10 protein-coding genes are annotated in these 12,661 nt (G+C 61.3%); 2 read left to right on the top strand and 8 right to left on the bottom strand.

Annotated features, from left to right (window positions below):
• Window positions 1–5 precede the first annotated feature (5 nt).
• On the top strand, window positions 6–1,559 hold the full coding sequence (locus B5V02_RS31275) for a sugar ABC transporter ATP-binding protein (RefSeq protein WP_146606184.1): 1,554 nt from the start codon (window positions 6–8) through the stop codon (window positions 1,557–1,559).
• Window positions 1,556–2,611 (top strand): ABC transporter permease, encoded by a 1,056-nt coding sequence (locus tag B5V02_RS31270; protein WP_111547868.1) that lies wholly within the window; start codon window positions 1,556–1,558, stop codon window positions 2,609–2,611. Before B5V02_RS31275 ends, B5V02_RS31270 begins: the two co-directional genes overlap by 4 nt.
• Window positions 2,612–2,628: 17 nt before the next feature.
• On the opposite strand, the gene B5V02_RS31265 is transcribed toward B5V02_RS31270, so the two are convergent.
• The 8 genes from B5V02_RS31265 to B5V02_RS31235 form a co-directional block, all read right to left on the bottom strand.
• Entirely contained in the window at window positions 2,629–8,178 is a 5,550-nt protein-coding gene (locus B5V02_RS31265) for a trifunctional serine/threonine-protein kinase/ATP-binding protein/sensor histidine kinase (protein ID WP_245446316.1), read from the bottom strand.
• A 136-nt stretch (window positions 8,179–8,314) separates the two neighbouring features.
• Window positions 8,315–8,710, bottom strand: a complete 396-nt coding sequence (locus B5V02_RS31260; protein WP_111547867.1) for a response regulator transcription factor — start codon at window positions 8,708–8,710, stop codon at window positions 8,315–8,317.
• Between the two features lie 775 nt (window positions 8,711–9,485).
• A complete protein-coding gene (locus B5V02_RS31255; RefSeq protein WP_111547866.1) occupies window positions 9,486–10,046 on the bottom strand; it encodes a DNA-3-methyladenine glycosylase I in 561 nt (186 codons plus the stop codon).
• 13 nt (window positions 10,047–10,059) lie between these two features.
• Window positions 10,060–10,236 (bottom strand): hypothetical protein, encoded by a 177-nt coding sequence (locus B5V02_RS41990; RefSeq protein ID WP_245446314.1) that lies wholly within the window; start codon window positions 10,234–10,236, stop codon window positions 10,060–10,062.
• Between the two features lie 17 nt (window positions 10,237–10,253).
• Complete coding sequence (locus B5V02_RS31250; RefSeq protein WP_245446312.1) at window positions 10,254–11,042, bottom strand: saccharopine dehydrogenase NADP-binding domain-containing protein; 789 nt, start codon at window positions 11,040–11,042, stop codon at window positions 10,254–10,256.
• 35 nt (window positions 11,043–11,077) lie between these two features.
• Window positions 11,078–11,422 carry a nuclear transport factor 2 family protein gene (locus tag B5V02_RS31245; RefSeq protein ID WP_245446310.1) on the bottom strand — a complete coding sequence of 115 codons (345 nt, stop codon included), beginning with the start codon at window positions 11,420–11,422 and terminating at the stop codon, window positions 11,078–11,080.
• Between the two features lie 4 nt (window positions 11,423–11,426).
• Complete coding sequence (locus B5V02_RS31240; RefSeq protein ID WP_111547865.1) at window positions 11,427–11,828, bottom strand: VOC family protein; 402 nt, start codon at window positions 11,826–11,828, stop codon at window positions 11,427–11,429.
• A 16-nt stretch (window positions 11,829–11,844) separates the two neighbouring features.
• Window positions 11,845–12,588: an SDR family NAD(P)-dependent oxidoreductase gene (locus tag B5V02_RS31235; RefSeq protein ID WP_111547864.1), complete on the bottom strand. Its 744-nt coding sequence runs from the start codon at window positions 12,586–12,588 to the stop codon at window positions 11,845–11,847.
• Window positions 12,589–12,661: the final 73 nt, after the last annotated feature.

Raw genomic sequence — 12,661 nt, 5'->3', positions numbered from 1 at the left:
GCCCGGTGTCCGAGGCTGACGAACACGCATGCGCTCTCGAAATGGCGCATGTCGGCAAGCGCTTCGATCGGAATTGGGTTCTGGAGGATGTGAACCTCAAGGTCCTGCGCGGCAGTATCCATGCGATTGTCGGCCACAACGGCGCGGGCAAATCCACCCTGATGAAGATCGCGCTGGGCGCCGAGAGGCCGACCGCGGGTGAAGTGCGCATCGGCGGTCGAAGCTTGACCTATTCCCGTCCTGCGGAAGCGCGCGCGTTGGGGCTCGGGATGGTGATGCAGGAACGCAGCCTCATCGCGACGATGACGGGCATCGATAACATCTTTCTCAACGCCGAGCGCCAGAATGCCTTGGGCGGTGTCGACCTGCGACGTCAGCGGACCGAGATCCAGGACATGCTCGAGCAGCTCGGCATCCGGCCGTCCACCCTTCGACTGCGGGTGTCGGATATGAGCACGATTGAGCAGGAGTTGATCGAGATCGCCAAGGCGCTGCGCCTTGGCAACCGGGTTCTGGTGCTCGACGAGCCGACGGCGCCCCTGGGCAGCGACGAGATCGAGAGGCTGTTCGCGGTCTTGCGCGCCATCGCCGCCCGAGGAACGGGTATCGTGCTGATCACGCACCACCTCTCGGAGGTGTTCGCGGTCAGCGACGAAGTGACCTGCCTGCGTGAAGGAAAGGTCGTCCTGTCCTGCGCCACGAAGTCGGTGGACATGGCTGCGCTCGTCTCCGCGATGCTCGGGCGACGTTCCTTGCCGGAGGCGCATGCGCGCCGACGCGCGCCGGCGCGTCACGGGTCGGGCCAGGTCCCGACCCTGACCGTCCGCAATCTGCGCGTCGGGACAAAGCTGCGCGACATTTCGGTCGAGGCCTTCGCCGGCGAGGTTCTCGGCATCGTCGGGCCTGCGGGCAGTGGTCGCACCACCCTGCTGCGGGCTCTCTTCGGCGACCTGCGCGCCAGTGACGGCGCGCTTCGCCTGTTCGGCAGGCCGTACCGGCCCCACTCTCCTGCCGACGCGATTGCGCACGGTGTCTTTCTCGTTCCGCAGGATCGCGCGGCACACGGGCTCGCCTTGCTCGAGTCAGTTGCCGAGAACATCATCCTCGTCGCGCTGAAACGTCTGATCGGCACGTTGGGATTCCTGAAGCGTGCTGAAGGCCGCCGGCAGGTGCGGCAGATGATCGACACACTCGGGATCCGGGTGAGCAGCATGCATCAGCCGGTCCAGGAATTGTCGGGTGGCAATCAGCAAAAAGTCGTTCTGGCGAAAGCCTTGACCGCCGGGTCGCAGGTCTTGCTGTTCGACGAGCCGACCTTCGGCGTGGATATCGCCGCGGCGCGCGAAATCATGACGCGGGTCCGCGGCTTGGCGGATGCGGGCGCGACCGTGCTGTGGGTCTCGTCCGACCTGCTGGAAACCACGTCCATCTCCGACCGCATCGTGATCCTGCGGGACGGGATCATCCGGGCCACCTTCACCAGCGACGACGAGCATGCGTTCAGCGAACACTACCTCTCGGCGGCGATCCACGCAGAGCCGGACAGAGCGCGCCAGTGAGCCAGCCGGACACGCGCGAGAAGAAACTGTTGCTACGGGCTGGCCGGCGCCTGGGCTGGGCGTTGTGGAGCGCCTCCCGCGGCCAGAACCCGGCCATTCTGGTCGGGGCGATGCTGGTCGTTTTGGCGATCTTCTCGGTGATACTGCGCGACACCGCATTTTTGACGACGGCCAATCTGCTCGCGATCGTCCGCATCTCCACGACCACCACCGTGATGACCGTCGCGACGGTTTATGTGCTGTGCGCCGCCGAGATCGATCTGTCCATCGCCTCGATCGTTCCGGTCTCGGCGCTGATCGCCGCGGTCCTGTTGTCGCTGCACCTCCACTTCCTGCTCGCCGTCGCCGTGGCGATTTCGTTTGGCGCCTTGGTGGGACTGGTGAATGGCCTGGCCACGGTTTTCTTCGGCATACCGTCGTTCGTGGTGACGCTCGGCTCGATGGGGGTCATGCAAGGTCTGGCCCAGATTGTGACGCATACCAACACGATCTCGATCTCCGACGATCGGTTTCTGTTCTGGTTCGGTTCGGGATCGGTCGGCTCGGTCCCGATCCTCGCCTTCTGGTCGTTCGGGGTACTGGTGATCGGCAGCGTGATCCTGTCCTACACCGGTCTCGGCAGGCGGGTGCTCGCCACCGGGGCAAATGCCGGCGCAGCGCGCTACTCCGGCATCCGCACGGAGCGCATAAAGGTCGGTGTCATGGTTGTAAGTGGCGCAGCCGGGGCACTTGCCGGCGTGCTCTATGACGGCCAGTACGCGGCCGGGGATTTCACGCTCGGCTCGGCCGATCTGCTGCCGGTCATCGCCGCCGCCGTCATCGGCGGCTGCTCGTTGTCCGGCGGCAGAGGCAGCGTCGTTGGGGCGGTGACCGCGTCGCTGCTGATCGGCATGCTGAGCAATGTACTCGTTCTTGCCGGCTTCGGCGCGCCGGAGCAGTTGATGGTCCAGGGCATCATCATTGTCGCGGCCGTCATCGCGGGCTCGCGCCGCGGTCGTGGCACGCTCTGGCGCTGGCTGGCAGCCTTGGAAAACAACCGCGATCCGGACTGAGCCGTCGTAGCAGTCGATCAGGCCGCGTCAGCGGCAGATGGCGGTTGGCTGGTCAGCAGTGTGAACTGGAAGGTTGCCCCCTGGCCTGCTTCCGAGGTCACCCACAATTTCCCGCCGTGGGCTTCGATGATCGAGCGGCAGATCGAGAGCCCCAGGCCCAAACCATCCGGCTTGTTGCTGTAGAACGCGTCGAATATGCGCTCGTGATCGGAATCCTCTACGCCAATACCGGAATCACGCACCGCCACGAGTACGTCGGCCGATTCGGCATTCGTCGTACTGATCAGGATTTCCCTTGACCCTACGGCGGTTGTTTTCATTGCGTCTACGGCGTTCAAGATCAGATTGAGGACCACCTGTTGGAGCTGAATCCGGTCTCCGTTGACCGGAGGAAGATCTCCGGCCAATTGCGACTGTACGGTGACTTCGTTCCGCGCCACCGCGCCCTGAGTCAGGGCGATGACTTCCAGGATCGCCTCGTTAATGTCCAATTCTTCCTTCTGCGGCGGCGCCTTCTTGGCGAGAGCGCGGATCCGGCTCACCACCTCACCTGTCCGATGCCCGTCCCGCACCACGCGCGTCAGCGCCTTCCGAATCTCGTCCACATCCGGCGATGGGCGATCGAGCATGCGGAGGGCGGTTTGGGCATTGGTAACGATGCCGGTAATCGGCTGACTGACTTCGTGGGCCATGGAAGCGGAGAGCTGCCCGATGGTCGCGATGCGGTTCGCATGGACGAGGTCCATCTGGATTGCATGGTATTGCCGATCGCTTTCACGCGCCGCTTCTTCCGCCCGCGTCCGCTCCGTCAGGTCGAGAACGAACGCCACGCCTTCATTTTTTGGCCCATCCAGGATCGCGGCACCAATCAGCACCGGCACGCGGGCTCCGGCTTTCGTGAAAAACTCCTTCTCGTAGGGTTCGACGGCGCCCGTCGCCAGGACCGCAGCCAAGCGCCTCTGGTCACCTTCAAGCCATTCCAGGGGCGTCAATTCCATCCAGCTCAACTTACCGGCGGCCAAGTCTTGACGGTCATGGTCGACGATGCGGAGGAATGCTTGATTGGCGTCAATGATCCGGCCGTCAACATCCCAAAAGAAGATGCCAATGATGTTGGAATCCACCAGCCGACGAATCTTCGCCTCTCGCTCCTGAAGATCGCGGTAAAGCTGCGTGTTCTCGAGTGCGATCGCGGCCTCGGAGACCAGCAGCTTCAGAATGGCCACCGCCGAGGGCGTGAATGCTTGTTGCGCCAGGTTGTTTTCCAGGTAGAGGACGCCGAGCAACCCGGTCTGTTTCAGCAGCGGGATGCAAAGTATGGAGCGAACCCGATGCTTGCGGATATACGCGTCCTGCGCCAACGGGTTCGCGGCGGGCGCATCGTCCAGCAGCACGGTATCCTTGGTTCGCAAGACATAGTGGAACACCGACTCCGGCAGGTCTTCGCCGGTCACCCGCGCTTGGCGGAGCTCGACCTTCACCGCGTCACTGCTGGTCGTCGCCTCCGCTTCGATCCGATACTCATCGTCCCGGGGCACGATCAGCAGACCGCGTGTCGCGCCCGCGTATTCGAGTGCCGTGCGCATGAGCGTGTCCAGCAGCTTCTCGAGCACGAGCTCGCCGGAAACCGCTTGCGACACCTTGATCACGGTCGCAAGGTCGAGCCGCTCGACCGGGGCGAGGATCGTACTCGTGCTCACGGCGTCGGAGGATGTCGATTCCTCCCGGAGCCTCGGATACAAGTGCTCGAGCTGCCGGACCTTCCCGTCGGCCCCCCATCGCTGGTAGCCGCGCCTGGCGTCCCGCAGGTACAGGTCGCTGATCCTCTGAAAGCCGCGCGCCGCGTAGAAGCGCGCCGCAAGCTCGCTGGCCAGCGCTTCGTTGTGCACAAAGCCGCCTGCGTGTGCCGATTCAATGGCGCGTTCATAATGCCGCTCCGCATCGAGTTCGCGGCCTTCGATCCGTGCCATCTCCGCACTCAGCAAGGCGAGGCGATTTTCGAAGTTCGCGGGACCGTTCCGCGCCCATACCTCGAATTTCCGCTGGTGAACCGCCAGCTTCTCGAGATGCGCTTCCCGAGCCTCGGGCATCCCGGGATCGCAAGCCGCGGCATGGCTGAGTGCATCGTAGAAATGGAACTCGACCGTCTCCAACGCCGAGAGCGATGCCCAAAGCATCGGCTCCGCTCGGGTCGCTGCATTGAGCGCTCCCACATAGTCTCCCGACAGGTAGCGCGCTTGCAGCTTGCGGATCCAATACCAGCATTCGGGCAGCGCCAGGGCGGGATTGCGCGCCAAGTCGCCTTCGAACTCGATTTCATTGAATCCCGGCTCATCGAACGAGCCGAACCTGTCGGTCAGGCCGCGAAGCATCCGGATGAGGCGAAGCTGGCCGGTGATCCAGCCGACGATCAATCCGAACCGGACTCGGACTGCAAACTCCAAGCCGATTTCGGCTTCCTTCTGCGCCTCGACCAGTGGATCGCCCGCGAGAAGGAAGTTGGTCGTGATCTGGCCGCGGGCATAGCCGGAATAGGTGATGTCGCCGGTTCGACTCGCGATCTCGAAGGACCGGGTCAACAGATCGCGACCGGCACGGACATGCTGTGTCCAGGGTATGACGAAGCCGAAGGTCTCGTAGGTTCTGGCCTGGAAACGCTGCAGTTCAGGTCGTTCGACCAACTCGCAGCCAAGCTGGCCGATCCGGTATCCGGCGTCGTAGTTTCCGAAATGGGGTCCGGCCAGCATCGCAAACAATTCGTAGGCAATGCAGGACGCGTCGCTGTTGCCGTGTTGCAGGCTGAGGCTGACGGCCCTGCAGACCGCCACGGCGAAGAGATGGAAAGATACAAAGAACGCCGGAATGGCGACCCTGACGAGCAGATCGAGAGTTGCCAGGGAAATCGGGTCGGTCATCAAAGGCGAATCCGTCAGCTCCTCGATGGTACGATCCCCGAGCAGGACCCAGATGCCTTGGTATTCGCTATAGGCCTCTTCCTCGGTCGGACGTGGGGACCACTCGATGCCGACTTTCCGAAGCGCCTCCAGACCGACGCTCACCGCATAGTCGCTTCGGTCGATCGACATGTACAAATCCACCCGCAAGCATGCGACGGTGGCTTGCTCGATCGTCTTCACGGCGCGGCCTGACAGCGCGCTCAGGCGCTTCTCCGCCTGGTCGACGGCTCCAGACACAAACTCGCATTGGGCCCGCGCCAGCTCGATGGAGAAAACCAGGGCGTGGCGCCGCTGCCAGCAGTCATCGGTGAGCAGTGCCGCACCGATCTCCAGATAATTGAGAGCCGAGGCATACGCGGTCGACGTTTGGGCTCGCTTGCCGGCGATCAAGTTGAATTCCGCCAGCTGCTCGCGTTCTTCGATCGAGGAGATGAGCGCCGCGCCGCGGTTGAGCTGGCTGACGATCTCGAAGATCGCCTCCTCGCGCCGTTCCGGCGGGATTGTTGCCGCGAGCCTCCTGCCAATTCCGAGATGCGCTTTCGCGCGGGACGCTTCCGGGATCAAGGAATAGGCGGCTTCGTGAACCCGGTCGTGCACGAACTTGTAGGAGCCGTTCGAGTGAACGATAAGTTCGACACGAAGCGCCTCCCAGAGATTCGCGATGACCTCGTGCTCGAGAACGGAGCGCAATGTCGCGGCATCGGCGCTGTTCCCGACGCAGGCCAGGCCTTGGAGCGCGCCTTGGGTCCCGGCCGGAAGCCGGCTCAGCCGCGCCACCATCAGGTCGACCACGTTGTCGGTATGGCCCTTTGCCGCGATCCGATCGAGGTCCCAGCGCCACGCGCTCTTGTCATGAGAGAAGGAGAGCAGGCCCTCTTCGACCAGGGCGTAGATGAATTGAATCGCAAAGAACGGATTTCCCGCCGTCTTCTGATGGATGAGCGCCGCCAGCGGTGCGGCCTCGTTCGGTTCGCAGCGCAGCGCATCCGCGACCAACCGGGCCCAGTCTTCGCTCGCAAGGGGCCCAAGATCGATCTCCAGCACGCTGGCCCCGCATTTTCGGATCGACTCGAGCTTGCGCATCAGCGGATGATCGCGGCCGACCTCATTGTCACGGTACGCACCGATCAACAGCAAGTGGCGCACGTCGGGCTGGGTGAGGAGATCTTCGATCAGATCCAGTGTTGCAAGGTCGAGCCACTGCAGATCGTCGAGGAACAGAGCCAGTGGGTGCTCAGGCCGTGCGAACACGTTGATGAATTGGCGAAACACCACCTGGAAGCGGGCCCTGGCTTCGTGCGGCGGAAGGTCGGGGACCGGCGGCTGCTCTCCTATGATGAATTTCAGTTCGGGCACGAGATCGATCACTAGCGCTCCGTTCGATCCCAATGTCTGGTGAAACTGATCGCGCCACGTCGCCAATTCCGCTTCCGGTTTGCTCAGAAGCGGGCGTATCAGGCTCTGCAGGGCCTGCGCCAAGGTCGCGTAGGGGATATCGCGCTTGTACTGGTCGAATTTGCCCGTGGCAAAGAGGCCGCGCGGCAAGACCAGGACTTTGTGCAATTCGTTGATCACGGAAGACTTGCCGATGCCGGCATAGCCGGAAACGAGCAACAGCTCCGGGGTTCCCTCCGTCGCAATCCGATCGAAGGACCTGAGCAGAGTTTCTACCTCGGTTTCGCGACCATAGAGTTTTTCCGGGACGACGAGCTGATCGGATGTGTCGCGTTCGCCAAGTGGAAAGGCGGCGATGGCACGCCGCGCCTCCCACTCGACCAGGCACCGCCGAAAATCACTCTCGAGGCCCGCTGCCGTCTGGTAGCGTTCCTCGGGGACTTTGGCGAGCAGCTTCATCAGAATTGCGGAGATCTGATTGGGGGTCGCGATTCCGCGCTCGTTTGGCGACGCCGGAGTGCGCGCGAGGTGACAGTGCACCCATCCCATCGGGTCGGTCGCGGCAAATGGGAGGCTTCCCGTGAGCGCTTCGTAGAGCACAATGCCAAGCGAATAGATGTCGCTCCGAGAGTCGATTGAACGGTTCATGCGTCCGGTCTGCTCTGGCGCCATGTAGGCGAGTGTGCCAGCGATGAACTCGGGGAGCTCAGGCGACTGACGTTCGCGTCGGAGCCGAGAGGCGATTCCAAAACCCGTCAGCCAGGCTTTACCGATTGTGAGATCGACGACGATGTTCGACGGCTTGATGTCCTTATGAATAAGGCCGTGCTCGTGCAGGCCGCGAACCGCGACCGAAGTTGCGATGGCGAGGCCCAGAAACTTGCCGACTTCCATCGGTACCCCGAGGGCGCGATCAAGCGGCTCGCCGCCGGGGAATTCGAGCGTCAGCGCAGTGCGACCCGACTCGTGGAGGAGCTTCAGAGGGCGCAATGCCCAAGCGCTGTCGAGGTAGTCCTTTAGTCCGTATTCATGTGCGAGAATATCGCCGCCGCGAGAGGCTGCCGACTCCGACCCCGCTTGCGCAGAATGCCGTGGGTATTGCTGGCTGCCCTCGTCGGCGTAGCACGTTCTGCAGAAGACGCGCTCACCGTCCTCCCATAGCACTTCGAGGGGAAGATCCTTTTCAGAGCCGTTGAAGCCGGAATACGTGCTCAATTTCTGGGTTTCCCGCGGCTGATCCTCCCAGCCAACCTGCTTTGCTCGTTGCCCCTAGTCAGCGGCTGGACAACTTGCCACAGGGAATGCGGCGCCGATACCCTTAAGTCTCCTGTTGGCCAGATCGGCGGCTGGCTCAGTCGTGTTGTTCTTCCTCCGCTGTGCCCAAGGCGACGCGGAGACACCCCAATAGGACTTCATCGTCAAACGGCTTTGTCAGATAGCAAACGACGCCGTCCGCCAGGCTTCGCACGCGCGTCTCGTCATCTGGGTAGGCCGTAATGAGAATCGTTGGAATGGCATAGCCCGAGCCAACCAGACGACGATACAACTCCACTCCAGTGATCTTCGGCATGTTGATGTCGGCGATCAAGCAAGACGTATTCTTGATGGCAGAGGACGAGAGGAAAGCGCTGGCGGACGGGAATGACTGCGCCCTAAATCCCAAGGACCGCATTAGAGCCTCCGTAGCCTCTCGCACCGACACGTCGTCATCCACAATCGAAATTAACGGCGTTGCCTGTTCCGACATCTAGCGATCTTCCGACGTCGATGTGTCGCATCCCATCAAAATGCTGCCGTCTTGCATGAAGGTCTGCAGCCATCGTCACCAAATCGTCGAGAAGCATGTCCGATGCGGACCAATGCCAGCCTCCATACCCTCGCTTCCATTCGCCCAAGCTTGAGTGCCTCCGGGGTGGGAGCGTCAATTATATGTTGGTATTGGTACGCCCTAGGCCGAGCTGCTACAAAACGACGCGAATGGGTGCAACCCGATTTGACATCGGGCAGTTAGGGGACCTCATCAAACGGAGACTGGTTCGCCTGTGACTGCTCTGTTCACCATGCTTTTCAATGGCTTAGCGAATTGTCGCCGTACTGTTTTGCAAATTGGCGAACCGGTCAATAAACCATTGATAAATAACGATAATGGTGGGCCCGGGGGGACAGGATTTTCAATAGAAACTCAAGGATTTAGCGGCCGGTTCGCCAACCCATATCCGTCGTATGTTCCCGTATGGTCTGGCGAACCCATAAAGGCGATATCCGGCACCGTCGACTCCTCTATGAGAACCCTGCATTCGCAGCGGCATTTCTAAATCCCCACAAAGGTTCGACCCGGAACACGTTGTGCAAACCGGCGTCACACGAAAAATGGACCGCGCATCAGAGAAGTATGAGTCCTCTTGACGACCGACGTCTGTTCATGACGAGCGGATGAATGATACAGTGAAGCCATCCATCCTCAGTCCTGGAGCCGGATTGAGAGGCGTATTCTTAGTGACCCGCAGTCATTTTCAACTCTACTATTCTCCTGGTATTTCATGGGTCCGAAAGCATGTCGGCGAATGATCATTCACAATCCCAATCGCCTGCATCCAGGCGTATACGATTGTCGGCCCGACGAACTTGAATCCTCTACGTTTCAGTTCTTTCGATATCCGGGCGGATAGCTCGGTTTGGGTGTTGTATCCCAACCCCTGCACCGGCTTGCCGTCCGTGAAAGACCAGCAGAACGCTGCGAAATCGTCGCCGCGTTCCTGCATGTCGTTGAAGATCTGTGCACCCCGTATGGTCGCCTCGATCTTCGCACGGGCCCGGACGATACCGGCGTTGCCCATCAGCCTTTCAATATCATCGGTACCGAAGGCGGCGACCGCTTTCGGGTCGAAGTTCGAGAAGGCCGCGCGGAAGGCCTCTCGCTTGCGCAGGATGATTTCCCAGGACAAGCCCGCCTGGAATCCTTCCAGCATCAGCGTCTCCCATAACACGCGAGCGTCGCGCTCGGGCACGCCCCATTCTGTGTCGTGGTAGTCGCGCATGAGTGGGCTGGAATTCGCCCAGCCGCAGCGATGCATGTGATCCATGATACCCCCTTGATCAGACGTCGACGATCGTTGTGTCGGCAATCGTCTCGGCGAAACCGTCGCCGAACAGTCTGGCGGGTGTCTGGAATCCGGGAACCGCTTCGCCTTCCAGCACCCGCCGTCCGGCCTCGGCTGCTGCCATCGCGGTGAAGGTGTAGCCGTTGACCGTGTCGAGAAGCGCGCGGGCCATAGTACCGTCGGCACCCATCACCTCGACGACGGCCTGATATCGGTTTGCCCGTCGCTCTTCCTCACTCGGACCGTCGGGAAGCGCTGAAAGATCGCCCTGCGGGAAGCCGTCCCCCGTGACATGAACGAAGGTCTCGATATTCGGACACCGGTGGCCTGCCAGATCGTGATCAGATCCGGCAGCGTGACCGGAAAGCAATCCACGGCCCCATTGCCGAAGTCGAATTGTTGAATATCGCTGACGGCCTTGTTGACCAGCTTGCCATCAACGCGCTGCAAGGTTTCGACGGTGAGGTTTTCGCTCGCGCTGATTGCCGATCCACGCGACAAGCCGCCAGCGACATGAAGCGCGATCCTGATCTTCCTGGGATCCACGACCCTATCGACAGCGTGACCGGCTAGGCTTCCTAGCATCGCGACGCTGCCACCGCCGCCTGGCAGGAGCATCACGCCCGCCGCAGCTGCCTGGCCACCGAGGACTTCTGCCAGCCGGTAGCTATCGAGTTCCGCAGCCGTGTCGAGATAGTGCACGCCATTGCGGATGGAGGCCTTCATCAGGATTTCTGCCGTCCGCATGAACGGGCCGGCGCAGTTCAGTATAACCGAGATGTCCGTCAGCATCTGGTTGATGGCTGCGGCATCATCGAGTGCGAAAACGCGGTATTGCACACCAAGTTCAGAGGCAAGCTTGGCAAGGGTCGCTTCGTTGCGTCCTGCTAGGACTAGAGGCGTTCCAGCCGCGTGAGCATGCTGGGCGGCCATACTTCCGGTATAGCCAGCGGCTCCGTAGATCATCAGTTTCTTCATGTCAGTGCTTCCGTTCTGTTCGACCCACATAGGCCCTATTCAAGATCGGCATCTATGCGAGCGATCAGGCCGCCAGGATCGAAAGTGAGGTCGAGCAGCCCTATCTCGTGCCCAAAGTCGCCTGTGAATTCGACACGAGCACGAACACGGCTCGCATCGAGGGACTTGACCGACAGGAGCTTTGAAACGGTGTGATAGTTGACGAAAAATCGCTCTACATATTCTTGGATGCCAAGATGTCCATCAAATCGCTCGCCTGTCGACGGGTCGTCGATGACGGCGTTAGGCGTGAAGAGCGCAAGTACCGCTTCGACATCGTACCCGTTGGTGGCGTTGAGCAGAGCATCCACGATCCTGCTATCGGCTTCTTTCATGGTCATAGCTTCACCTTTCGTGCTGCCAGCTTTTATAGACGAACTCGATGCTGTAGCCGTCCGGGTCGGTAACCTGGGCGGCGTAGTATCGGGGGTCGTAGTGAAGCTGCGGTCCAGGCGGATGGATTTCCGCGGCACCCGCTGCCATGGCGGCTGCATAGGCGGCATCAACTTCGGGCTTGCCGTTGGCGACGAAACCGACGTGAGCGGCGCGGCCTTCGACGACACCATTGCGAAGCCAGAAGAACACCCGGCCGTTCGCGCCGAATCCCTTGAGATCGGGATGACCGGGAGGGCCATCCTTCCCGTCGTAGTCGACCGCATGAGCGATACCGAGTGGCGCAAGTGCTTTTTCGTAGAAAGCGACTGAGCGGTCGATGTCGCTGACTGAAATGAAGACGTGGTCGAGCATGGTGCTCTCCTGCGGGTTAGATGATGTAGCCGCCCGCGACCTCGATGTTTTGGGCGTTGATCCAGCGGTTCTCATCGGAGAGTAGACTGGCGATAACGCCACCAATTTCCTCAGGCTCGCCGACGCGACCGAGCGCCGTCTGACCTGCAAGTACGGATTCGAACTCGTCGTTCAGTCCGCCGCCGAGTTCGGTGCGGATGGCGCCTGGAGCGATGGAATTTGCCCTGATCCGGCGCTCCCCGAATTCCTTGGCCATGTAGCGCGTCAGCACCTCAAGACCGCCTTTGAACGCCGCATAGGGAGCAACGCCGGCTGTGGCGACGCGGGTGGTGGCACTCGTCATATTGATGATGTGCCCGCCATCCTCCATTTGCGGAAGAAGGGTTTGGGTCAGGAAGAATGGACCCTTCAGATGGACGTTGAACAGGCCGTCGAACTGTTCTTCGGTCACCGTCGCGATTGGATTGAAAAGGCCATATCCGGCATTGTTGACCAAGTAGTCGAAGGTCTGACGGCCCCATACCGTGTCGAGCTGGGCGACAACGGCATCCCGGAAGGCCGGGAACGTGCGGCTGTCGGCGACATCCAGCTTAAGAGCCACGGCCTTGCCGCCCTCTGTCGTGATGGTATTGACCACATCCTCGGCCGACTTAGGGTTATTATTGTAGGTGACAATTACACCCATGCCGCGCTCCGCGCATTTGAGGGCGGTGCTGGCTCCGAGGCCGCGGCTGCCTCCGGTGATGATGACGATCTTCATGCGTCTCTCCTTCGTGTTTGGTGAGAGGAACCTACGTCCATCGAACGCTGCGCACTCACCCGATCCTCCTCGA

Origin of the sequence: Mesorhizobium kowhaii (assembly GCF_003253745.1) — a bacterium.
In the GTDB taxonomy this organism is placed as follows: domain Bacteria; phylum Pseudomonadota; class Alphaproteobacteria; order Rhizobiales; family Rhizobiaceae; genus Mesorhizobium; species Mesorhizobium kowhaii.
This window is presented reverse-complemented; position numbering and strand designations above follow the sequence as displayed.